General features: G+C 59.9%; 14 protein-coding genes, 1 tRNA gene and 2 pseudogenes. 5 read left to right on the forward strand and 12 right to left on the reverse strand.

The genetic code is table 11. From position 1 onward, the window contains the following. The first annotated feature begins 42 nt into the window (after positions 1 to 42). From AC07OT_RS23450 to AC07OT_RS23460, 3 genes are all read left to right on the forward strand, one after another. A complete protein-coding gene (locus tag AC07OT_RS23450) occupies positions 43 to 2943 on the forward strand; it encodes an aminotransferase (protein ID WP_495109155.1) in 2901 nt (966 codons plus the stop codon). Between the two features lie 121 nt (positions 2944 to 3064). Continuing rightward, positions 3065 to 4171: an agmatine deiminase gene (gene aguA, locus AC07OT_RS23455; RefSeq protein ID WP_495102917.1), complete on the forward strand. Its 1107-nt coding sequence runs from the start codon at positions 3065 to 3067 to the stop codon at positions 4169 to 4171. Between the two features lie 234 nt (positions 4172 to 4405). Further along, the gene (locus AC07OT_RS23460; RefSeq protein WP_115487877.1) at positions 4406 to 4621 is read left to right on the forward strand and encodes a hypothetical protein; all 216 of its coding nucleotides are present in this window, start codon (positions 4406 to 4408) and stop codon (positions 4619 to 4621) included. 71 nt (positions 4622 to 4692) lie between these two features. Here the strand turns inward: AC07OT_RS23460 and AC07OT_RS23465 are convergent. Further along, positions 4693 to 6764, reverse strand: a pseudogene (locus tag AC07OT_RS23465) (TonB-dependent receptor). A gap of 410 nt (positions 6765 to 7174) precedes the next feature. Here AC07OT_RS23465 and AC07OT_RS23470 point away from each other — a divergent pair. After that, positions 7175 to 8467, forward strand: coding sequence for an OprD family porin (locus tag AC07OT_RS23470; protein ID WP_495109156.1), 1293 nt, complete (start codon positions 7175 to 7177; stop codon positions 8465 to 8467). Between the two features lie 73 nt (positions 8468 to 8540). Here AC07OT_RS23470 and AC07OT_RS23475 read toward each other — a convergent pair whose 3' ends face one another. The 11 genes and pseudogenes from AC07OT_RS23475 to AC07OT_RS23525 form a co-directional block, all read right to left on the reverse strand. Further along, on the reverse strand, positions 8541 to 10670 hold the full coding sequence (locus AC07OT_RS23475) for a M48 family metallopeptidase (RefSeq protein WP_495109157.1): 2130 nt from the start codon (positions 10668 to 10670) through the stop codon (positions 8541 to 8543). A gap of 204 nt (positions 10671 to 10874) precedes the next feature. Further along, positions 10875 to 11042: pseudogene (locus AC07OT_RS23480) on the reverse strand (DUF3077 domain-containing protein); the annotation flags it as partial. 55 nt (positions 11043 to 11097) lie between these two features. Then, positions 11098 to 12255 (reverse strand): AAA family ATPase, encoded by a 1158-nt coding sequence (locus AC07OT_RS23485; protein ID WP_495109158.1) that lies wholly within the window; start codon positions 12253 to 12255, stop codon positions 11098 to 11100. Positions 12256 to 12585: 330 nt separating this feature from the next. Then, positions 12586 to 15009 (reverse strand): TonB-dependent siderophore receptor, encoded by a 2424-nt coding sequence (locus AC07OT_RS23490; protein WP_495109159.1) that lies wholly within the window; start codon positions 15007 to 15009, stop codon positions 12586 to 12588. Between the two features lie 98 nt (positions 15010 to 15107). Next, positions 15108 to 16070, reverse strand: coding sequence for a FecR domain-containing protein (locus AC07OT_RS23495; RefSeq protein ID WP_495109160.1), 963 nt, complete (start codon positions 16068 to 16070; stop codon positions 15108 to 15110). Continuing rightward, positions 16067 to 16573, reverse strand: a complete 507-nt coding sequence (locus AC07OT_RS23500) for a sigma-70 family RNA polymerase sigma factor (RefSeq protein WP_065941133.1) — start codon at positions 16571 to 16573, stop codon at positions 16067 to 16069. The genes AC07OT_RS23495 and AC07OT_RS23500 overlap by 4 nt, the downstream gene beginning before the upstream one ends. 286 nt (positions 16574 to 16859) lie before the next feature. Beyond that, positions 16860 to 17132 carry a CopG family ribbon-helix-helix protein gene (locus AC07OT_RS23505; protein WP_495109161.1) on the reverse strand — a complete coding sequence of 91 codons (273 nt, stop codon included), beginning with the start codon at positions 17130 to 17132 and terminating at the stop codon, positions 16860 to 16862. 179 nt (positions 17133 to 17311) lie between these two features. Next, positions 17312 to 17387 (reverse strand) — tRNA-Thr (locus tag AC07OT_RS23510). 121 nt (positions 17388 to 17508) lie between these two features. Then, positions 17509 to 18885, reverse strand: coding sequence for an HlyD family type I secretion periplasmic adaptor subunit (locus AC07OT_RS23515; RefSeq protein ID WP_495102929.1), 1377 nt, complete (start codon positions 18883 to 18885; stop codon positions 17509 to 17511). Continuing rightward, entirely contained in the window at positions 18875 to 21028 is a 2154-nt protein-coding gene (locus AC07OT_RS23520) for a type I secretion system permease/ATPase (RefSeq protein WP_065941139.1), read from the reverse strand. Before AC07OT_RS23520 ends, AC07OT_RS23515 begins: the two co-directional genes overlap by 11 nt. A 45-nt stretch (positions 21029 to 21073) precedes the next feature. Further along, positions 21074 to 22426 carry a TolC family outer membrane protein gene (locus AC07OT_RS23525; protein ID WP_495109162.1) on the reverse strand — a complete coding sequence of 451 codons (1353 nt, stop codon included), beginning with the start codon at positions 22424 to 22426 and terminating at the stop codon, positions 21074 to 21076. Positions 22427 to 22773: 347 nt separating this feature from the next. Here AC07OT_RS23525 and AC07OT_RS23530 point away from each other — a divergent pair. Continuing rightward, positions 22774 to 24941, forward strand: a 2168-nt coding sequence (locus AC07OT_RS23530) for a retention module-containing protein (RefSeq protein ID WP_495109163.1), incomplete at its 3' end; no start/stop codon positions are given.

The following is a 24941-nucleotide window of genomic DNA, read 5'->3' on the forward strand; positions in this document are numbered from 1 at the left end:
AAAGTGGCGATATACACCTCTAAAAATTCGAGGTCATCCCCCATGCTGCTCGCCACGTTGATCCATCGCGCCAGTCTACCCTGCCCGCAAGTAGGCCCCGACCAGGCAGCGCAATTGCTCGAGCAGCACTACGGCCTAACGGGCACCCTGCAATCACTGGGCAGCCAGCAAGACCTCAATTACAAAATCGACAGTGCCCGCGGTCGGTTTGTTCTGAAAATCTGCCGGGGCGACTATGCGGCGATTGAGCTGCAGGCCCAGCACGCGGCCCTCGACACCCTGCAGGGCGTGCGGGTGCCCAAGGTCATCAAGGCCCTGAGCGGTGAAGAGCTGCTGAGCGTGACGGTCGATGGCCAGCCCCTGCACGTGCGGCTATTGGACTATATCGACGGCCAGCCGTTGACCCATCTGCCGCATTTGGGACGCGACGTGATCGCAGGCTTCGGCGACCTGTGCGGGCGCATGAGCCGCGCGCTTGCTGATTTCTCGCACCCAGGGCTGGACCGCACCCTGCAATGGGACCCGCGCCATGCCCGGGAACTGATCACTCATCTGTTGGCCACCCTGGAAAACCTGCCCCACCGCGCCGCGCTGGAACAGGTGGCCGAGCAGGTTGAGCAGCGTATTCGCCCCCTGGCCGACCGCCTGCCCTGGCAAGCGGTGCACATGGACATCACCGATGACAACGTGGTGTGGCAGCGCGATGCGCAACGGCACTGGCAACTGCAAGGCGTCATCGATTTCGGCGACCTGGTGCACACCTGGCGGGTTGCCGACCTGTCGGTGACCTGCGCGGCCCTGTTGCACCATGCCGAGGGCGACCCGTTTGCCATCCTGCCTGCGGTCAGGGCCTGCCATGCCGTGACCCCGTTGCAACGCGAGGAATTGCAGGCGTTGTGGCCACTGATCGTCGCCCGTGCGGCAGTGTTGGTACTAAGCAGCGAACAGCAGCAACGCCTGGATCCGGACAACACTTACCTGTTGAAAAACGCCGAACACGAGTGGGAAATTTTCCATGTGGCGACGTCGGTGCCGTTTGAACTGATGGAGGCTGCGATTCTCGGCAGTGTCGGTGAGACGCTGCCGTCGATTGCCAGCCAGGACTTCGCGCCGTTGTTACCGGGCCTGGTGGGGCGTGAGTTCGCGCTGATCGACCTGGGTGTGCTCAGCCCGCATTTCGAAGCCGGCAACTGGGAACTGCCCGGCATTGATCGGCAACTGCTGGATCAGGCGGCGGCCGTGCATGGGCTGGCGGCAAGTCGTTATGGCCAATATCGGCTGTCGCGTACCTGCCCGGACAGTGCCACCGAACCGCAGACTTTCCCCCTCCACGTAGAGCTGCATCTGCCCCACGGCACGGTGTTGGAGGCGCCTTTTGCCGGAACGCTGCATCAGGACGCCGATGGCCTTGTGAGCGTGCAAGGTGTGGAGCTGAGCGTGCGGTTGTGGGGCGTGGACACCCGGTTGAAGCACGGTTCATTGCTGGTGGAAGGGCAGGTTCTCGGTGAGGTCCATGGGCCGCTGACCGTGCAACTGTGCCGTGCCGACCTCGAACCGCCGCTGTTTTGTACACCGTCCCGGGCCTTGGCCTGGCAAGCCTTGTGCCCCTCGCCTGCGGGGTTACTGGGGCTGGCCTGCGATGCCGAACCGGAACTCGACCCCCACGCCCTGCTGGCCCGGCGTGACGCCAGTTTCGCCCGCTCGCAGAAGCACTATTACGTCGACCCGCCACGCATCGAGCGCGGCTGGCGCAACCACCTGATCGATATGCAGGGCCGCTCCTACCTGGACATGCTCAATAACGTCGCCGTGCTGGGTCACGGTCACCCGCGCATGGCGGCGGTGGCGGCGCGGCAATGGTCGCTGCTCAATACCAACTCGCGGTTTCACTATGCCGCCATTGCCGAATTTTCCGAGCGCTTGCTGGCGCTGGCGCCGGCGGGCATGGATCGGGTGTTCCTGGTCAACAGCGGCACCGAGGCCAACGACCTGGCCATCCGCCTGGCCTGGGCCTACAGCGGTGGGCGCGACATGCTCAGTGTGCTGGAGGCCTATCACGGCTGGTCGGTGGCGGCGGATGCGGTGTCCACCTCCATTGCCGACAACCCCCAGGCCCTGAGCAGCCGCCCGGAGTGGGTCCACCCGGTCACTGCGCCGAACACCTATCGCGGTGAGTTCCGCGGGCAGGACAGTGCGCCGGACTACGTACGAAGCGTGGAACACAACCTGGCGAAAATCGCTGCGAGCAAGCGCCAACTGGCCGGGTTTATCTGTGAGCCGGTGTACGGCAACGCCGGTGGTATCTCCTTGCCGCCGGGTTACTTGCAGCAGGTGTACGGGTTGGTGCGGGCCCAGGGTGGCGTGTGCATCGCCGATGAAGTGCAGGTGGGCTACGGCCGCATGGGGCATTTCTTCTGGGGCTTCGAAGAGCAGGGTGTGGTGCCCGACATCATCACCATGGCCAAGGGCATGGGCAATGGTCAGCCACTTGGCGCGGTGATCACCCGTCGTGAGATCGCCGAAGCATTGGAGGCCGAGGGGTATTTCTTCTCATCGTCGGGGGGCAGCCCGGTGAGTTGCCGGATCGGCATGGCGGTGTTGGATGTGATGGAAGAAGAAAAACTGTGGGAAAAAGCCCAGGTGGTCGGCGGGCATTTCAAGGCGCGGCTGGAAGCACTGATTGACCGTCATCCCCTGGTAGGCGCGGTTCACGGTTCCGGTTTCTATCTGGGCCTGGAGCTGGTGCGTGACCGGCAAACCCTGGAGCCCGCCACCGAAGAGACCACCCTGTTGTGTGATCGCTTGCGGGAGCTGGGGATTTTCATGCAGCCGACTGGCGATTATTTGAACATCCTCAAGATCAAGCCGCCGATGGTGACCTCCAAACGTAGCGTGGACTTCTTTGTCGACATGCTGTCGAAGGTGCTGGATGAGCAACTGTAAATAATCGATTGTTATCGATTATTGGCTGTCACATTTTTCATCCAGGTTGTTTGTTCGCTTTTAAAGCCGATTTTTATCCGTTATAAAGTCGGCCTTTACCCCATTCGGAGTCCTGATCGCCATGACCACCCTGCACAGCACCCCCCGCGCCGATGGCTTCCACATGCCCGCCGAATGGGCGCCACAGACCCAAACCTGGATGGTGTGGCCCGAGCGCCCGGACAACTGGCGCCTGGGCGGCAAGCCCGCGCAGGCCGCTCACGTGGCGGTGGCCAAGGCCATCGCACGTTTTGAGCCGGTGACCGTGGCGGTTTCTGCCGGCCAGTACGAAAACGCCCGCGCCCGCCTGGACGTGCCGAATATCCGTGTGGTGGAAATGTCCAGCGATGACGCCTGGGTGCGCGATACCGGCCCGACGTTCGTGATCAACGACCGTGGCGAAGTACGCGGCGTGAACTGGGATTTCAACGCCTGGGGCGGTTTTGACGGTGGCCTGTACTCGCCGTGGAACCGCGACTCGCAGGTGGGCGGCAAGATCCTCGAAATCGAGCGCGCGCCGCGTTATCGCACAGAGGGCTTCGTGCTGGAAGGCGGCTCGATCCACGTCGACGGCGAAGGTACCCTGATCACCACCGAGGAATGCCTGCTCAATCGCAACCGTAATCCGCACCTCGACCGTGCCGAAATCGAAGCGGTGCTCAGCGCCAACCTGGCTGTGGATAAGATCATCTGGCTGCCGGACGGCCTGTTCAACGACGAAACCGACGGCCATGTGGATAACTTCTGCTGCTACGTGCGTCCGGGCGAAGTGTTGCTGGCCTGGACCGACGACCCGCAAGACCCGAACTACGCGCGTTGCCACGCCGCCATGGCCGTCCTGCAAAGCAGCACCGACGCCCAGGGGCGCTCGTTCACAGTGCATAAAATGCCGATCCCGGGGCCGTTGTATGCCACTGAGGAAGAGTGCGCAGGGGTCGACCCGGTGGACGGCACACAGGAACGCAATCCGACCGTGCGGTTGGCGGGTTCCTACGTCAACTTCCTGATCGTCAACGGCGGCATCATCGCGCCAAGTTTCGACGACCCGTTGGACGCTGAAGCCAAGGCTATCCTGCAGGACCTGTTCCCGCAGCACGAAGTGGTGATGGTGCCGGGCCGTGAACTGTTACTGGGTGGCGGTAATATCCATTGCCTGACCCAACAACAGCCGGCCCCGCATAAAAACTGAGTGCAGTTGTAACAACGCCTTTCCGGCAACCGGGCGTCCCTCGGTTTCGGCCTCTACAGCAAGCCCACGGCCCAGCACGGTCGTGGGCTTTTTTGTGTCCGCCCACCTGTAGATACGCGACATTGGCATAGCTCTTGTATCGGTGTTGCTCCAGTGGCCCAGGGTGATGACCGCACAGTTCTGTCATAAACCTTGAGTAAGTTAGCCGCTCACGCAGCAGGAGAGAGCGCTGAAATGAACGCCAATATCAACCCGATGTACACGCGCACCTTCCACCCTTCGCGGGTTGACGGTGACGCGATCCATGCGCTGGGGCTCTGGTTGAAGGAAAACGGCTCGCGACAAGTCAGGCAGCAGCCGGATTTGCGCAGTGTGATGAGTGAACGCTACCCGGTGGGGTTGTTCAGCGAGGCTGAAATGCACGCGTTGTGCGAGTTGATGAGTAACTAACGAAATAGCCTTGGCTTCATCGCAGCTGCCTCGCTTGCGCTCGGCAGCTGCGATAAGAAGGGGGTTTACGTTTAGAAGCTATAAGTGCCCGTCACCACCAGGTTACGCGGCTCGCCCGGCTGAATCTGCGCCACACTGGTCGCCGATTCGTAGTAGGTCTTGTCGGCGATGTTGTTCAGCGCCGCGCGCACATCCCATTCTTTCTGCCGGAACCCGACCAATGCATCCCAACTGCCATAACCCGGCAGCACCACGGTGTTGAGGCTGTCGGCGTAGCGGTCGCCGACCAGGGTCAAACCGGTTTCCGCGTACCAGCCCATCTCCGGTTTCCAGGTGACAAACAGGCTTGCATTGCGCTTGGCCACGTCGCTGACGCGCTTGCCTTCAAAGCCGTTGTTGTCCTTCTCGACCTTGGCATCCTGCAGGCCGACACCACCGCGTACAGACCAGTTGCCGACGATCTTGCCGGTGGCCGTCAGCTCCACGCCGCGGGAGCGCTGCAGGCCGCTGAGCAGGGTAATGGTGCGGTCCAGCGGGTCGCTGGTGCGGCGGTTGTAGAGTTCCAGTTCGTACACCGCCAGGGTGGTGCTCAGGCGGTCGTCGAGCCAGTCGCTTTTCACGCCGATCTCTTTTTGCCTGGTCAGCTCGGGGCTCAGGTCGTTGACGCTGCCGGCGGCGTTCGGGGTGATGCCGATCAGGCCGCCACCGGCCGGTGAGAAGGTCTTGCTCCAGGAGGCATAGAACGAGTGGTGTTCCAGGGGCGTCCACACCAGGCCAAAGCGCGGGCTGGTGCTGTGGCTTTTGACGTCTTGTCGGGTATTGAGCAGTTTGTTTTTGGTGTCCACTTCGAAACGGTCGTAACGCAGGCCGGCCAGTACTTGCCATTGATCGTTCAGGCGCAGTTGGTCTTGCACATACAGGGCGCGGCTTTCGACTTCGGTGTGGTTGTTACTCGATACGCTCATGCGCCCGGTGTGGCTCAGGTGACGGTTGGGCTGGTTGAGGTCCAGGGTTGGCACGGCCGAGGCGGGGCGCTGTACAGCTTTGGATCGCGGCGCTGGCTGCCCAGCTCCACGCCGGTGAGCAGGCGGTGTTCGAGGCCGAAGGTGCTGAAGCCTCCTTCCAGCTCGACGTTGTTGAAGACGTTGAGGGTGGTCAGGTCTTGCTTCCAGCGTTGGCGCGTCACCCGATTGGTCGCGGCGCTATAGCCGGTCTGGTAGGTGTTGTCGAAATCGCTGTCGAGCTTGAACACGCCGAGGGTCTGGCGCAGTTGCCAGTTATCGTTGAGTTCGTAGGCCAGCTTGGAGCGCAGGGACTGGGACTTGTCGTCGATGTAATCGCGGCTGTCGCCGTAGGTGGTGCTGCGACTGACGTCGGCGGGGCGGCCGTTGACGCCGGGGATGCCGCGATCCGGCGTGCGGTTGTAGCGGCTGTATTCGTATTGCACCAGCCAGTTCAGATCCGGTGTGAGCTGCCAGCTCATGGACGGTGCGAACAGTTGGCGATTGCCGCTGACGTCGTCGCGGAAGCTGTTGTTGTCCTGGTTGCCCATGTTCAGGCGCAGGCTGATGTTGTCGGTGGGGTCGGTGCTCAGGTCGGCATACACACTGCGCAAATCGTTGCTGCCGCCCTGGGCCTCGATGCTCGACTTATGCCCGGCCGTTGGCAGTTTGCTCACGCGGTTGACGATCCCGCCCTGGCCGCCTCGCCCGTAAAGCACGGCTGCCGGGCCTTTGAGCACTTCGATGCGCTCGATGTTGTGCAGGTCGCGTACGTACTGGCTGTCGTCACGAATGCCATCGAGGTAGAAGTCGTTGCTCGCGTCGAAGCCACGGATACGCAAACTGTCGAAGCGCGTGTCGGCGCCGCTGCTGACGTTGGGGATGCCGCTCAAGGCCTGGCCCAGGTCGTTGATGCCGTAGGAACGCAGGCTTTCGGTCTTCACCGAGTCGATGGCCTGGGGCACATACCGTACCGGTGTGGCGGTGCGGGTCGCGGTGCTGGTTTCCTTGACGCGCGGGTCGTCTTCGTCAGCTTCGGCGCTGATCGAGGTTTCGGGCAAGGTGGTGGCGGCACAGGCAAAACCGGCAGACAGCAGAACAGAAAGCCCAAGGGTCATGGGCGTCAGGCGAAGGGCAGGCATGGTGGAATGCATCCAAAAGGTTTGGCAGGAAAAAGCGCGCTAATGGTAATGCTTTGCATTTGCGTGCGTTATCCATTACCAAACGTATCGGCTTTGAAATATGTTACGAGATGTGTTTCCTGGGTCGTTGAAGACGGAATTTGGTCGTTTTCAGAAAGGCCGTAGGCCTTTGCTTAGAATTATTTCGCCTAAATACAGACGATTCACGAAATTGACACATAGTTCAACGCGCGACTAGGATTGCGCCCAACGCCTGTGGCTAACCGCCATGACTCATCCAATAAGAAAAGGCCCGCGGCATGTTCAGTCGTCCGCGGGCCTTCTTTTTTCGGAAAAAGTCGACACCAGAAAAGCGACATGGAGCCTGGTGTCATCGCGCGTACTCAACCCGTAATAAGGAATACAAAAAAATGTTGAAGCAACGGATGAGTCTGATCGCTCTGGGGATTTTGAGCGCATCGACAGCAATGGCAAACGACCAGGAGCAATCCAAGGGTTTCGTTGAAGACAGCCACCTGAACATCGCAGCCCGTAACGCCTACATCAGCCGCGACTACAAAAACGGCAAGCAAGACAAAGCCGAATGGGGCCAAGGCTTCATCGGCAAGTTCGAGTCCGGCTTCACCCAAGGCACCGTTGGTGTGGGTGTGGATGTGATTGGCCAATATGCGATTCGTCTGGACGGTGGTAAAGGTCGCAGCGGCGCTGGCGGCATTAACTTCTTCAAGCAAGGTGACAGCGGCGCAGCAGCTGACGACTTGGCCAAAGGCGGCGCGGCGGTGAAGTTCCGCGTATCGAACACCGTGCTCAAGTACGGCGAGCAAATGCCTGCCGTTCCTGTATTGCAATACGACAACTCTCGTCTGTTGTCGGAAACCTACACCGGTACCTCGATCGTTTCCAAAGAGATCGAAGGTCTGCAACTGGATGCAGGTCGCTTCACCAAGGAAGCCCAAAAAGGTGCTGAAGGCACCGACAGCGGCAACCTGAAGAACATCAGCTACCTGGGCGGCAGCTACAAGTTCACCGAAAATCTGTCGGCTGCGCTGTACGCTTCCGACATGGAAGACGTGCTGAAGAAGCAATACGTCAACGTCAACTACGTACTGGCCCTGCCAGAGAAACAGTCGCTGACCTTTGACTTCAACGGCTACAAAACCAAGCTGGACAGGAGCTTCGCCGAGCAACGCGGTAATGGCGACGCGCGCGACAACAAAATTTGGAGCCTGGGCGCTACATGGGCTGTTGGTGCGCACAGCTTCACCTTGGCCCATCAGCGCAGTACCGGCGATACCGGTTACCTGTATGGCGGCTACCGTGACAATACCGCGGACACTGGCATCGGCGACGGTGGCAACACCATCCTGCTGGCCAACTCCTACTGGTCCGACTTCAACGGCAAGGACGAGCGCTCCTGGCAAGCCGGCTACGGCCTGGACTTCAGCACCTTCGGCGTGCCTGGCCTGACCTACAACGTGGCCTACGTGCGCGGTACCAACATTGACGACGGTTCCAACCGTGGCAATGGCACCGAGCGCGAGATCTTCAACCAGTTTAAATACGTCGTCCAAAGCGGCCCGGCCAAAGACCTGAGCCTGCGTGCTCGTGCCTCGTGGTTGCGCGTTTCCAACAACGCCAGCAACTACAACGTTGGCGGTAACGAAATCCGTCTGTTCGCCGACTACCCGATCAACGTTTTCTAAGTGATCGCATGTCGCGCCTGATTCCAGGCGATAAAAAACCCCGACTGGTTCGGGGTTTTTTTATGGGCGGGCATCAGTCCTCGCGGCTCTGCAAAATCTTGCGCGCCAACGCTGCATTCTTGTAGTCGAGCATCAAGGACAACCCCTCATAGGGTTCGATCTTTTTATTGTCGATACACAGCTGTGCCATCAGCAGCAGCACCTGGCGTTTCTTCTTGTTGACCCGCACGCCGGGTACGCCGAACGCGGTCTTGCGCATTACGGGTAACGGCGCCTCGGGCGTCAGTTGAACGGTTACCCAGATGCCCTGGACAAACTGCAACGTGATCTCCTCGATATGTTCGATGGGCAGCGGTTGCGCCAGGTTATTGAACACAAAATGCTCCGGTGTCAGGCGCAACGCGGTCTGCGGCGCGCGCTTGAATCGACGGATGCCCAGCCACAGCAGGCCCAGCCCGATGAGGCCCAGGCACGCGCCCGCACCGGCTGCCGACAGCGGTGTACCTTTCAAACGCTCCGGGGCGAGCCAGACTCGACTCAGAATAAACAGGGCCGCCAGTACAAAGGGCAGGCCCGACACCGCCATCAGTACCCCGCGCCACTGGCCGCCTTCATGCAGGCTGCGCTCACCCTCGGCCGAAGCGGCCAAGGTTTCCAGCAGCTGGGTGTGCGCGCTGTTCTCCGACACCGCCACGTCCATCACGTCGCGAGACAGCTCCTCGCGTAATGCCTGGTGTGCGCTGAAATAGGCATCCATCTGCGCATTCGCTACGTCGCGATCCACCACGCGGGTGGCGCCGCGCAGGGTATCGTCCAGTGGCACGTGCAGCGCCTGCAGGCGTTCGCCATTTGAGGGGTGGGAGTCGGTGGGATGGGGTTGGTGAATTTCCAGGGCTTCGGCTGATGGTTGCAGTTCACACTCACGCAAGCGCGCGAACACGGCGTCGGGCAGGTCTGTAGCCGTACCTGCCTCACACAACGCCAACAGTGCATCCTCAACGTGCGGCTGCAACACCGACACCCGCAACAACGCCGAAGCTGCCGCCGCAGCTCCCACCAACTGCGCGCCGGCAGCGTCCGCCAGCAATTCGCGCTCGCGGCTCCAGTGGTTAACCGCGTGATCGAAACGCTGCATGAAAAACACCCCGAACAGCAACGACGGGCGCATCAGCCAGCCTTGGATCAAATCGCTGGCCAGCAGGGTTTGCAGCAGCGCCTCCAGGCTGCGATTGACCCCATCGTAGATCGGCAAAAAGCGCAGGCTGTATTCCGTGTCCTGCCCCGCAAAATGCGCCAGCTCGTGGCCGATCACCGCGCTGATTTCTTCACGGCTCAGCAGGCCCAGATACAGCAACGGCACATGCAAGGTGCGCCCCTGCTGCGAAGTGTTCGCCGGTTGCACAGTGGCCGCGCTGGACGTCACGTAAAAGCCCTGGGCCAGGCTCACCACGATGTGGTCCGGTGGCAGCGCGCCGAGCCTCTCCGCCAATTCGTCCACATGGCGCCACAACCCGGGAGCCTGCACGGGCGTCACCACCTGGCCGAACATCTCCAGCGGCTCAGGCTTGAACATCCCCAGCATAGGGCGCAGCTGTCTGAGCAACTGCCAGATCGAATACACACAAAACGTCGCTATCACCCCCAGCACCGCCATCAGCTTGACTTCGCCACTGCCCAGCCGGCCGATATGCCACATCCCCAAGCCTTCGAAACTCAACGCCAACGCGACGGCCGCCGCCACCGCCACCACATGGCCCACCAGCACGTAGGGCAACAGGCGGCTGCCCAGGGAGAACACCTGCAACAACCTCTCCCGTGATTGCCGGGCCCGCCGCCCGGCCCAGTACGTACCTGCCAATGCCGCCGCACCAATCAACGCCGCCAACAGACCCAAGCCCATCACCCACGGCGCCAGGACCCGCATCGCACGGTTCACGCGGTGGGCGATGGGCAGTTCGGCTTCGATTTTTTCCAGGCGCGAGAGGGCCGTTTGCACGCTGATTTTTTCATCGACCAGGGCGACCATCGCTGTCGGCTCCTTCGCCGCCAGCGCCTGGAGTTGCTGTTTAGCGATAGTCACCGTGACGTGGTAATCGGCCACCGCAGTGGTGGTTTCGTCCGCACGCTGACGCTCCCAGCCACCGAGGGCGGCCAGCAACAGCGGGAAAACGATGAGGAGACAGATCAGTTTCAGGGCGTTCATGGGAGTCCGTTCACGACGCAGGGGTGTTCAGGTTTATACCGAAAAAAACGCCTCTGGGTATCTACACCACTCTCAAATGCGGGCACACCACTCTGTGGTGAGCGGGCTTGCCCCGCGCCGGGCTGCGCAGCAGCCCCAATAAAGACACTGAGATTTTTCTGTTAAAACTAAGCGCCTGGTTTTGGGGCCGCTTCACAGCCCTACTTACAGCCCGGTATTCCCAGGCGACTCCAACACCTTCACCACATCATCAATCACCGCCTTGCTCATCTCCTGCAAATAATGCGACGCCCAGGCATGACGGTCCGTCTCCTTTGTCATCGCTGCATCTTCGGCGAGCAGCTTGGCAACGTGGGGCAAGTCGGAAACGTGAGCGGACCTACAAAGTCCAAGCATGTGACTAAGGTGGAAAATTTATTGCTTGTCCCTACCGCCCCTCAATCAACGCCCGCTCCTCCAACCAAATCTCCTGAACAAACTGATCCGTAATCGCATAAATCCCATGCCCTCGCCGCATGATGATGTTCTCCGCCACCAGCGCAATCACCACGGGTTGAATCTCTTCAACCCGCACTTCGCGACCTACCGTCTTTGAATATTCCGCTGCTGCATCGGTAGAGAAAATCCCCCGAGCATCGCCTTCCGTAGCCGCGATCTTGTTGAAAATCGCCTGAGCCAGGCTGCCCAGTTGTTCGACTTTTTCAAGCTCAATACTTGCCGCCGCTGAGCGTAAGGTGCTGGCAATCACGGGGAAGAAAAGATCAGGATCACCGCCCTGTTGCAGTAGCTGACGCAATGCCTTGAGCATTTCCTCGGGTCGATTGCCCAGGGTATTGAAGGCTTCGACAGCGGCTTCAAGTGAGGGGAGCTTTTCCTTCTTCACCGTCATTGCCAGTCGGTTGAGCAGGAATTCAACGTAGTCACCCTTCAGCAGTGGATACGCGGCCGATGTCGCGCCGGAAAACGCTTGGTTGCGTTTGGCGGTCAGCTCGCTTACCTGGGCTCTGTGGGAGCCTGTGCCGATAAAAAGGAAGTAGCACGGCGTATTCGGGCGCGGGTTGATTGCATCACGAGCAGCCTTGAGGGCCAGGAGCAGTTGGTTGCCATCGTCGGAGGAAATGGCATGTTGCACCTCGTCGATGATCAGCACGAGATCAGTCTTCGCTTGGTCGACGACCTCTGCGAGTGCTTGCGCCAATGTGGGGCCGTCGGCGTTGCCGATGCTGTCGAGTTTGAAACCGAACTTGAATCCTGCTGCGCCCAGATCGACATTGCTGACTCGCTTGAGCGTTTCCAGGATTGAAGAGCCCGGCGTTTGCAGTTCTTTCAGGGTCTTGTGGATGGCGTTGTGCACGAGCGTTGCCGGGTTGGCCAGCGTGTTGCTCCAGAGGTCGACATAAATCACCAATGCGCCTGCTGCTTCCAGGGCGGGGATGAGGTCGTTGCGCAGGAAGGTTGTTTTACCTGTACGGCGCAGGCCAGACAGAAAAAGACCCGAGCGTAGACCTTCATCTAATACGCCTGGATTGAGAAGCTGGTTTGCCTTCGATTCAGCCAGTTCAGGGCGCTGAAATATGCTGCTCATGCAATTGTCCCTTTTTATGGATACGCCATAATTATTGCCAATACATAATTTGGCATAAAGGATGAAATCCGGAGCTTTGGCGCGAAAAGAGGTGATTCAACAGGAGGCGAGGTGAGGCGTGGAGGGGATGATCGAGGATGAATAAACGTTGTCGATCATCCCTTCCGTAGAGAATAGACAGGAATCCGCCAAAAGCTGCCGTGGCAGCAGGCTGCCGAAAGCAGTCCGCTGTCAACGCCCTCTATCGGCCGACGCTGTTGAAATATCGAGTACGAAAGCGGTTTTGTCTGGCAATTGCGCTACGTGCCGATCCGGTCGCCAAGGTGGTGCTTACCAGTTGTAACTCACCGACCCGGTCACATTTCGGCGATACCCGTATTTGCAGCTGTCGCCGGTGTAACCACACTGGGAGACATAGGTTTCGTCGGTCAGGTTGGACGCATTGAGCGCCAGCTTCGCCCCTGCATAGGATGAAGACAGCTTGCCCAGGTCGTAGCTCAGGCTGGCGTCAAACAGCGTGTAGTGGGGGATGCCTTCGCTGTTTTGCGAGTCGATATAGCTCTTGCCGACATAGCGTACTCCTCCCCCTATCGCCAAGCCCGATAGCGCGCCGCCCTGAATGGTGTATTGCGACCAGAGCGAGGCCAGTTGTTCAGGGGTATTGCCAGGTTGATTGCCTTTCTCATCGGCCGTAGTGCTGCGGGTAATTTCAAGGTGTGAATAGCTGTAGTTGGCCATCAACTCCAGCGCATCGGACACCTGCGCCTTGCTTTCCAGTTCGATACCGCGCGACTGGATTTCTCCGGTCGCCACCGAGAAACGATTGTTGGCAGGATCGGCAGTCAGTACGTTTTGCCGCGTCAGGTCGAACAGCGAGACGGTCACGTAGCTGTCACTGCCCTTGGGCTGGAATTTGATCCCGACTTCGTACTGGCGGCCGGTTTCGGGTTCGAAGGCACTGCCGTCACGCGCCACCGCCGTGATGTTAGGGAAAAACGACTCCGAATAGCTCGCGTAGGGCGCCAGGCCGTTGTCCGCCAGGTACATCACACCGGTCCGCCACGTGAAGGCGTGATCGCGCTGCTTGAGGTCTGCCGCCGTGTCGGTGGCGTAATGGACCGTCTTCGAGCGTGCCCAGTCTTGGCGACCGCCCAGGTTAAAGACCCAATGTTCGTCGAATTTGAGCTGTTCCGAGAGATACACACCCGCCTGGTCTAGCTGACGACGCTGGTTGATGTCGTAAAAGGCGTCCAGGTCGCTGTAATCCTGGTGATAGACCGGCGCATACACATCCAGCGGATCAACCACGTTGCCACCCCCCAACTGGTTGGTACTGGCGTGTTGCAAATCGATACCGACCAGCGTTGTATGTTCGAAACGGCCGGCGTTCCACTGGGCCTGGAAGTGGTTATCGAGCAGCGCATTCTTCACTTTTTCGTGGCCCAGATATCCGAAGCGGCCCACGGTGCGTTGGTCGTCATCCAGGCCGTACTGGTAAATCGTGCGCTGTTCCTGATAGGAGCGGCTGTAACGGGCGTTCTGGCGGAATGTCCAGATATCATTGAGGTGATGTTCAAACTGATACCCCAGTGACCACTGTTCTACATCGTACTTGTCGAAGTCAGGGTCGCCGACAAAACGATCCGTAGCGATCCGTCCGTAACGCGAGCTGTCGAGGGTGCCGACCCGTGGCAACGCGTAGTAGCCCAGCACATTGCGGTCTTTTTGAAAGGACGCCAGCACCGTCAGCGAGGTGTCGTCCGAGGGGCGCCAACTGATTGCCGGGGCGATGAATTGACGGTCATCACGGGCGTAGTCGATTTGCGTACCGCTGTCTCGCCACAGCCCGGTGAGGCGATAAGTCAAGACGCCGTCCTCGCTAAGCGGCCCGCCGAAGTCCGCAGCCAATTGCTTGCGATCAAAACTGCCTGCCTGCGCCACCAGTTCATGCAGCGGCTCATCGGTGGGACGCTTGCTGATCACGTTGACCATGCCGCCCGGTGAGCTTTGACCGTAGAGCACCGACGATGGCCCGCGCAGCACTTCCACGCGCTCCAGCCCATAGACTTCACCCACGGCACGGCTCTGGTTGGCAAAGCTGTACTGGCGCAGGCCATCGCGATAGATACCACCGCCAGTCGTCGCGTCAAAGCCACGAATACTAATCGTGTCGCGCCGGGTATCGACACCGTTGGCTTCACCATTGACCCCCGCCGTGTAGCGCAGCACCTGCCCGATGCTTTGTGGCTGCTGGGCATCGATCTGCTTACGGGTGACCACGCTGATCGATTGCGGCGTTTCCATGATCGACGTATCGGTCTTGTTGGCACTCATGGTCCGGCTGGCGACCAGGCCATCGTTGCGGCCCAACGAGGTGTCGTATGCGGTGCCACTGATCGCAGTCGGCGCTAACTCCAGCACGTCGCCGTTGCTCGGTACCAGCAGCAGGCTACCGTCGTCCTGGCGCTCATAGGTCAGCCCCGAGCCGAGCAAGAGCTGCGTCAGGCCGGCCTCAGTACTGAAATCGCCTTGCAGCCCCTGGGTTTTCTTGCCGGCCGTCAGCGTTGAGCTGCCCGCCATGGTAATCCCCGCCTGTGCGCCGAAACGTGACAGCGCAGAATCCAGAGGGCCAGCGTCGATGCTGTAATGCTGCGAACTACCTGCGGCAAAGACTGGAAGGCTGCAAAGCGGTTGCACGCTGAGCAACAACAGTCCAAGCGTACGGGCACGCAGGGCGCGGGAAGGTGAAGTCATACGGGGCTCCTAAGGGGTCAAGACCCACCTCTGGCGGGTGGGTGATCCCTATAGGCCAAGCGAGTACGAAAAAACTATCGTGCAGCGGAAAAAATATTTCAGGCGGGCACGATCGAGACCCAATACCGCGTCATGCGCTCGATACGCACCGGCAGCGTGCGCGCTACCAGGGTCAAGGCTGCGTCGGTGTCATCCAGCGAAAAACTGCCCGTGAGGCGTAACCCTGAGACCTGCTCGTGACAACGTAAAACACCGGGACGATAACGCGAGAGTTCCGCCACCAAGGCATCCAGGCGCAGGCGATCCGCCGGCAGAATCCCGCGCAGCCAGGCCTGGGCGACCAGCAGGTCGGGGCGGCTCGGTACGCCGATACCCAGGCGGTCCACCCGTGCCTGCCATCCGGCCTCAAGTGAAGAGGACGTTGGCTGGCCGCGTGAGTGCACCTGCACCTGGCCGCCCATGACGGTGACCTGCGTGCCCTGCCGGTCATGGCGCACTTGCAACTGCGCATCGCGGCTCTGCAGGATCGCGTCCGGCGTGATCAACTGCAGCGGGCGCGATTCTGTTCGCACATTCAAGGCCAGCTCGCCCTCTATCATCTGGATGCGCCGCACCTGGTCATTAAAATCCAGGTTCACCGCACTGGCCGTGTTCAGCCATAGCGAGCTGCCATCCACCAGGGTCCACTGGCGACGCTCGCCTGTTCCTGTGCGGTGGCTCGCCAGCGCGGCGCGCACTGGCGTGGACCCCGCGCCTTGCCAGGCAACTGTGCCAACAGCACCTAGGACCAACAGACGCTTGAGTAACTGCCGACGTTTCTGCATGTCCGGCCCAGCCGACGCCAGTGCCCTGCGCGCGGTGGCGTCGCGCAAAAGATTCGCTCCGGGCTGCTGCAACAGCGGCAAGCTGGCGACACGTTGCCAGGCCTGCTCATGCTCATCGCTCGCCTCGCGCCAACACTGCAATGCTTCCAGATCAGGCGCACTCATAAGCCCGGACTGCGTCCTGACCAGCCAATCAATGGCGATATCGCGCACCTGCGGATTAATCTCGGCCCTCATTCGAAACGGCTCGCATAGCACACACTGAATGCCTTGCCCATGGCCCGTTGCACTTGAGCCACAGTCAAACCCAACTGCGCAGCGATCTGCGGGTACGTCAGGCCGTCGAGCTGGGACATGAAGAAAATCTGCCGTATGCGCTCAGAGAGCCCAATCAACAGCGAGTCGAGCTGCAACAAGGTTTCGATCACCAAATATCGGTCCTCGGGTGACGATTCCCCCCCTTCGGGCCGAGCAGCCAACGCTTCAAGATAAGCCCGCTCGATCTCCTGGCGGCGCCAGCGATTGACCAGCAGTCCATTGGCAATCGCCGCGAGAAACGCCATGGGCTGGCGCAACTCGCGCACCTGCTGAGGGGCGCGCAGCACACGGATGAACGTGTCGTGGGCCAGATCCTCGGCATCGGCACTGTGCCCCAACCGCCGGTTCAGCCAGCCCTGCAGCCAGCCGTGATGATTCTCGTACAACTGTTCGACGGACGATGTTGGGCTGGCATCCTGCATGTGAGACTCGCACTGCGTGAATGATAATGCTTCTCATCTTATTGGTCGGGCGGATGGTTGTACAGTGTTTACACATGTTTGATGCGGGGGAGTTCTCCGTCCATATTCCTGACGGCCTTTGAATTACCCTGGCCGGGTTTGTTTTCTTGCAGTTGCCGATATTCATTCAAACGCCAAACAGCACAAAGCCCCGAGTTATGGGGCTTTGTGCTGTGGTGATGAGTCTGGACCACTGACTTGCAATCAGTTGGTCAATTACCTGGGCGCTTCGCGGTCACCTGGCAAGCTATAGGTCGTTCGATACGCATACGTGGTCATAATCAGCTCCCGGCAATCGGGTACTGGAGACGCTTTCCCTGCATGAGGGAAACGCTCCAGCATTAGCATCTGCAATGCCTTCCTGCACGGCTTTGAAATGCCAGGATTCATCAGCCAAGTAGCGGCTCAAAGCGCGCTGCAGGTGGTATTGACGATCTCGGTCGGTCGCCTGCGCCAGTTGATCCAACTCGCTGGCACGTTCGGGCTCTACTTGGAAAGACAGAGCGGGATAGGCTGCCATAACGTTGCTCCATACATTTTTGTATACGCTGTGTACACGGCATGCAGACGCTATGCTTCGGCTGGTAGTCGGCCAATAACGGTTTGTCGGTTTGGGGAAGGATTTACAGGCGAGCGACTGGGTTGTATTAACCCAGAAACAACAAAGCCCTCACATTTCTGTGAGGGCTTTGTTTTGTATGGTGCCGGCACCAGGAGTCGAACCCGGGACCTACTGATTACAAGTCAGTTGCTCTACCAACTGAGCTATACCGGCGTGTTAGGGCGACGATTATAGCGACTGCCAAGGTTCTGTAAACCCCTGAAATCTGACTATTTTTGCGAAAACCCAAGTTTTCGCACATCTCCCCGCATTTCTCCGTGCCGCCAGCAAAAAATCAACGCTCGTGCATCGCCTCTGCGCGGGATTTGATGATCGGCTTGAGCAGGTAGCTCAGGATGCTTTTCTTGCCCGTGATGATGTCCACGGAGGCAACCATGCCCGGGATGATCAGCAACGGTTTCTCATCGGTGCCCAGGTGGCTGCGGTCGGTGCGCAACTTGATGACGTAGAAGGTGTTTTTCTTTTCTTCGTCCATCACGGTGTCGGCACCGATTGTCTCGAGTTTGCCTTTGAGGCCACCGTAGATGGTGTAGTCGTAGGCGGTGAATTTGATCATGGCTTCCTGGCCGGGGTGCAGGAAGGCGATGTCTTGTGGGCGGATCTTCGCTTCCACCAGCAGGGTGTCGTCCAGTGGCACCACTTCGGCCATGTCGCTGCCGGGCTGGATCACGCCGCCGACGGTGTTGACCAGCATCTGCTTGACGATGCCGCGCACGGGCGAGGTGACCATGGTGCGGCTGACGCGGTCTTCCAAGCCTTTGGAGGTGGCCTGGGCCTTGCTCAGGTTGGTGCGGGCTTCGTTCAGTTGAGCCAGGGCTTCGCTGCGAAACTTGCCGCGGGTCTCGTCGATTTTGCGCTGCACTTCGTTGATGGCGGCCTGGGCGCGGGGGATGGCCAGGGTTGTGCCGTCGAGCATGCCGCGGGTTTCGACCTCGGAGCGTTTGAGGCGCAGCACTTCTACCGGCGAGATCGCGCCTTGCTGTACCAGTGGTTCGGACATGCCGATTTCCTGGCGCAGCAGGTTCAGGCTATTGCGGTATTGGTCCTGCTTGGAGCTGAACTCACGTAGCTCCTGCTGGCGTTGCAGCAGCTGCTGTTGCAGCCCGCCAATTTCGTCTGCCAGCTGCTGGCGGCGGCTGAGGTACAGCGACTCTTCGTTCGAGGCCTGGTTGGGCACGGCTTTACGTGCGGCATCGGTGATGTTCAGCGGTCGATTGTCGACCTCGGCGCTGAGGCGTTCCACGCGCAGTTCCATGGCCACGCGGTCGGCTTCGGTTTCGCCGACGTTGGAGGCAAATCGCGTATCGTCCAGGCGCACCAGCGGCGCGCCGGCTTCGACGATCTGCCCTTCATGCACGTAGATCTGCGCGACGATGCCGCCTTCCAGGTTCTGGATCTTCTGGATGCGCGACGAGGGGATCGCCTTGCCTTCGCCCTTGGTCACTTCGTCGATGATCGCGAAGTGGGCCCAGAGCAGGAGGAACACGAAGAAGCCGATCACGCCCCAGATGGTCAGGCGCACGATGCGGGGTGCGTCGTCGATCAGGGCCTTTTCGACCTCGGGCAGTGGCTGGTCATCTAGGGAATCGCGGCCCTTGAAATAGCGGAAGATGACGTCCTTCAAACGGCCTGCGCCGGACTTAAGCAACACTGATCTGCCCCTTTTTCAGCGCTTCCATAACGGCCGCCTTTGGACCGTCTGCGAGGATCTGGCCACGGTCGATCACCAACAGGCGGTCGACCAGGCTCAACAGCGAAGCGCGGTGGGTGACGAGAATCACCGTCTTGTTTTCGATAACCGACTGCAGGCGCTGTTTCAAGCGCTCTTCACCGGTGTTGTCCATGGCGCTGGTGGGTTCGTCCAGCAGCAGAATCGGCGGGTTCAGCAACAGCGCACGCGCCAGGGCGACGTTCTGGCGCTGGCCGCCGGAGAGGTTTTGCCCGCGCTCGCCCACTTGAAGTTCGTAACCTTGCGGGTGCAGCCTGGCGAATTCATGCACGCCGGCGAGTTCTGCGGCTTGCAGCACCATCTCATCGTCCACGTAGCGCGCCCCTGAGACCAGGTTGTCACGCAAGGTGCCGGCCAGCAGTTGGATGTCCTGGGCAACGTAGCCGATGTTGTGGCGCAATTCGCTGACGTCGATCTGGCGGATGTCCACGCCATCCACCAGCAACGAGCCGGAGTCCGGCTGGTACAGGCCGACCAGCAGCTTGGCCAGTGAGCTTTTGCCCGAGCCGCTGCGGCCGATGATGCCGATTTTCTCGCCGGGACGAACATTCAGGTTGATGCCGCGCAGGGCCAGGGTTTGCTGGTTCGGGTAGGTGAAGTCAACCTCGCGGAACGTCATCGCACCTTGCAGCGATTTGCGGCTGAGCGGGCGCTCGTCGAAGTTGCGTTCCTGGGGGAGCTCCATCATCTGGTCCACCGAGACCATCGTCACCTTGGCTTGCTGGTAGCGGGTGAGCAGGCCCGACAGCTGGGCCAACGGGCCAAGCGCGCGGCCGCTGAGCATGTAGCACGCCACCAGGCCACCCATGCTGAGGGTGCCGTCGATGATCTGGTACACACCGAAGATGATCATCGCCACGCCCGCCACTTGCTGGATCAGCAATGTGATGTTCATCGCCAGGCCGGACAAGACCTTGACCCGCAGTTCCAGGCGGCTGAGGGTGCCAATGGTCTGTTCCCACTGGTATTGACGTTCGCTTTCGGCGTTGTTGACCTTTACCGCATCCAGCCCGGCGAGGGTTTCGATCAGGCTCGACTGCCGTTCGGCACCCAGGGCCATGGTGCGCTCGAGTGTCGCGGTCAGGGGTTTTTGCAGGAAATGGCCGATACCCAGGGCCAGCGGGAAGGCGACGATGGGAATCCACACCAGGTGGCCGCCCAGCAGCGCGATCACCGCGAGGATGATCAGGGTAAAAGGCAAATCGATCAGGCTGGTGAGGGTCAGGGAGGTGAGGAAGTCGCGCATCCCCTGAAACTCGTGGATGTTGGAGGCGTAGCTGCCGACGCGCGCCGGGCGCATTTTCATCGACATGCCCACGATGCGCTCGAACAGCGTCGCGGAAATGATCAGGTCGGTTTTCTTGCCCGCAAGGTCCAGGCACAGGCTGCGCATGCTCTTGAGCAACAAGTCGAACAGGTAGGCGCCGCAAATACCGATAGCCAGCACCCACAGGGTGGCGGTGGCCTGGTTCGGCACCACGCGGTCGTACACGTTCATCACAAACAGCGGTGCGGCCAGGGCGATCAGGTTGATCACCAGGCTCGCGGCGATGGCGTCGGCGTAGAGCCAGCGCGAACGTTTGAGCGTGTCCTTGAACCACGAGCGTGCGCGCGGGATCAGCGTGCCGCTGGTGATATCAAATTTATGCTGCGGTTGGGCGAAGAACACCCGGCCGCTGTAATCCTGGCTCAACACCTCACGGGTGACCTGGACTTCGCCGCCGTCACTTTCGCTGAGCAACAGGCGGGCGGTATCGCCTTCCCATCCCAACAGCACCGCACTGCGCCCTTCCTTTAACAGCAGCAAGGCCGGTAATGCGATGGACGGGATCTGCTCCAGCTTGCGCTGCAGCAAACGCCCCTGCAAACCTGCCCGTGCAGCTGCACGCGGCAGCAGGTCGGGGCTCAGGCGCTGCCCGGCCAAGGGCAGGCCGGTGGTCAGCATGGCCCGGCTGGCAGGCTTGTAATGCAGTGAGCAGAGAGCCAACAACCCATCCAGCAACGGGTCGTCATGCTGAGTGCGCGGGTCATGGTTGAGTTGCGCCAAACCTATTTCAGAATCCAAGCTGACTCTCTCTTAAACGGTTGTGTGGTCCAACGCCGTCAAGAATCAGTTCATCCCTGGCAGGTTTACCGACGGTTTAATATCGTTCTGCACAACTGATGCCATCGGGGCAACCACACCCTGACTTCTCAGCAGTTGGCCCATGTCGGCCTTGATTCGATACTGGGTGTAGATATAGAGGCTCTTGATCTGTGCCAAACGCTGCTGAGCGGTGAACAGTTCGTTTTCGCTGTCGAGCAAGTCGAGCAGTGTACGCTCACCCAGGCTGAACTGCTGCTGGTAAGAGGTGCGCACTTTGGTGCTGCGGTCGACGTACTGTTGCGCGATCGGCACCTGCTGGCTGGCATTGTTGTAGGCGTTCCACGCCAGGCCGAGTTCTTCGTTCAACTGACGCAGGGCGTTGTTGCGAATATCCAGCGCCTGAGTGGCCTGGGAGGCCTTGGACTGCAGGCTGGCCTTGTCGCTGCCGCCGTTGTAGAGGTTGAACTGCATGTTCAGCATGGCGGAGTAGCCATTGTCATGGCCTTCTTCACCGCCGATGTTGTTGTTGGCCGAGCGTTGCAGCACCGCATCGAAGCGCGGGTAGAAGGTCGACTTGGCGGCTTCGTACTGCTTTTCGGCAGCCGCGATGTCTGACTCGGCAGAACGCAACACCGGGCTGTCCGCGATCATCTCACGGCGTGCCTGATCCAGGCTGGCCGGCAGGGCGGTCACAATACCCATCGGCCTTTCCAACTGGTCCGGCTCTTTGCCGACCACGCTCAGGAAATTGGTGTTTGCGTCCGCCAGGTTGGTCTGCTCGGTGATCAGGTTGTTTTGCGCCTGAGCCAGGCGGGCTTCGGCCTGGTCCATGTCCGCCATCCTGCCCACGCCGCGGCTGGTACGCAGTTTGATCTGGTCAAAAATGCGTTCGTGGCTTTTCAGGTTGTCTTCTGCCAATTGCACCATCTCGCGACGGGTCAGGACATCCAGATAAACCTGGGCGACCGTCAGTGCGGTGCGCTCGGACGTATTGAGCAGCGCATACCCACGGGAGTTGGCGGTGGCTTGTTGGCGGCCGACTTCATTAATGGTGCCAAAGCCCTGGAACAAATTTTGTTGCAGGCGGATGGTCGATTCGCCGCGGTTCAGGGTTTTCCAATCATGGCTGTTGCTGGCGGCGCGGGTCGAGGTGTTGTCGGAGCTTTCACGGCCATAACCGCCCAACACGTCGACTTTAGGCAGATAACCGCCCTGGGCCTCTCTGACCTGGTAGTCAGCGGCGATGCGCGCATTGATAGCTGCCTGGATCTCCGGGTGGTTTTCCACAGCGCTTTGCATTGCCTCGGGCAGGGTCTGCGCCTGAACGAAACTGGCGGCTAAAGCAAAAGGCATAGCTTTAAAAAGTTGCAAACGCATTTTGGTGTTTCCCCGGGGATTGGTTGCCTGAAAAACCGCAACAAAATTGGAATATTGCATTGGAGTGGCAACTCGAAACGCCCGTTTTTCTTGGGTGCCGAAGGGCGTAAACAGAAAGTCGCGAGGCCGCTTAAATATCAATGTGACATTACTGGGCGGATTGTTTAGGATGACGCCCAATAGGTCAATACCTTGACGGAAAAGTAATTTGATGAACCAAACAACAAATTATTGACGCCAAAATAACCACGCAAAATGTAAGTACTCCAGCTATCGATCGGCAAAGAGAAAGAAGCCGGTCTCCATGATGGATACCATTGAACGGTAATACACGGAGAGTCTTTTTTATGAGCAGCGTTGCGGTCGTCAAAAGCATTGTCGGTCAGGTGTTTGCGGTTTCCCCTGAAGGGATTCGTCGTCTGCTTGTAGAAGGGGATCGCTTGTTCGCTGGGGAGCAGATCGACACCGGCCCGGCAGGCGCCGTGTCTCTGGAACTGGCCGACGGCCGTATTCTCGATCTGGGCCGTGACAGTCAGTGGAGCGCGAACGCTCCTGACTCGGTGACCGACCTCAGCGCCGCCACTGCTCAAGCCGCACCGTCTGTTGCTGAACTCCAGCAAGCCATCGCTGCCGGCGCCGACCCGACCCAAGACCTCGAAGCCACTGCCGCCGGCCAAACCGCTGCTGGTTCAGACGGCGGTTCCGTAGGCGGCGGTCACAGCTTTGTTGTGCTGGACGCCACGGCTGGCGTGGTTGACCCCACCATCGGCTACCCGACGACCGGCTTGAATGCCGCTGATGCGGTGAACACTGTTCTCACTGGCGCCGACAATAATGGCGTCGACCCACGCAACGTCACCATCACCCTGACTGCCACGCCAACCATCACCGAAGCCGGTGGTGTTGTGGCCTATACGGTGTTTATCACCCAGGCGCCGACCAGCGACCTCACCGTGACCTTGTCCAACGGCCTCGCTGTCGTGATCGCCGCCGGCCAGACCTCGGGTGTGCTGAACGTCACGTTTGCCGGTAATGACACGCCTTACCTGGATGCTTCGTCGATTTCCGCGACCATCGCCGGTACCTCCGGCGGCGGCAACCTGATCATCACCACCGACCCGACGCCGGCGGTGACGCAGATCAACGACACCATCGACACCACCACCGTCACCCTGACTGCGACTGCATCGGTGGATGAGGGCGGCAAGATCGTCTACACCGCGACGGTGACCAACGCGGCGCAGACCGACGTTGTCATCAAGCTGTCCAACGACCAGACCATTACCATCGAAGCCGGTAAAACCACCGGTACGGTCAGTGTCGACACACCTGCCAACCTGGCGGATGGCAAAGACCTTACCGTCAGCGCCACCATTACGAGTGCCACCGGTGGTAATTACGAGAACCTGGCGATCAATCCTGCGCCGGCCACTTCCACTGTTGTTGCTGTGGATGATCCCAGCGTCTTGGTTGCCGATACCAACACGATCGTCGAAGATAACGTCGCTACCGGCAACGTGCTGAGCAATGACAGCGACATTGATAACGTGTTGACTGTCGCGACCTTCAACGTGGCGGGTACCACCTACAACGCGGGCCAGACCGCCATCATTGCAGGCGTGGGCAGCATCACGATTGGTGCCGATGGTGCGTATGCGTTTACGCCGGTCAAGGATTACAGCGGCGAAGTGCCGCAGATTGGCTACACCACCAATACCGGCTCGAGCAGCACGTTGACGGTGACGATTACACCGGTCAACGACGCGCCCGTCATCAGTATTGCGCCGCAAACCCTCGATGAGAACGCCGCTACAGCGGGTACCGTCGCTGGTACTTTCACCGCGACCGATGCAGAAACACCACGCGAAGGGTTGACTGTTTCCTTCACGGGTAACAGCAACGCGGATGGCTACTACGCCATCGTTGATAACAACGTCGTGCTGACTCAGAAGGGCGCGGATTTTGTTAACGCCGGCAATCAACTGCCGAAGATTGACCTGACCGTCACTGACCCTGAAGGTCTGAACTCCAACGGCACTGGCCAGCCGATCGTTACTCTGCACAACGATGTGCCGGTCATCAGCGTTTCCCCAGAAACCATTGATGAGAACTCCGCCACAGCGGGCACCGTCGCTGGCCGCTTCATTGCGACCGACGAAGAAACCCCACGCGAAGGTTTGACTGTTTCCTTTACGGGCAGCAGCAATGCCGACGGCTACTACGCCATCGTCGATAACAACGTCGTGCTGACTCAGAAGGGCGCTGACTTCGTTAACGCTGGCAATCAACTGCCGAAGATCGATTTGACCGTCACTGATCCTGAAGGCCTGAATTCCAACGGCACCGGTCAACCGACCGTTACTCTTCACAATGACGTGCCAGTGATCAGCGTCGCGCCAGAAACCATCGATGAGAACTCCGCTACGGCGGGCACCGTTGCTGGCCGCTTCACCGCTACGGACGAAGAAACCCCACGCGAAGGCCTGACTGTTTCCTTCACCGGCAACAGCAATGC

Source organism: Pseudomonas sp. GW821-FHT09C10, assembly GCF_059418085.1.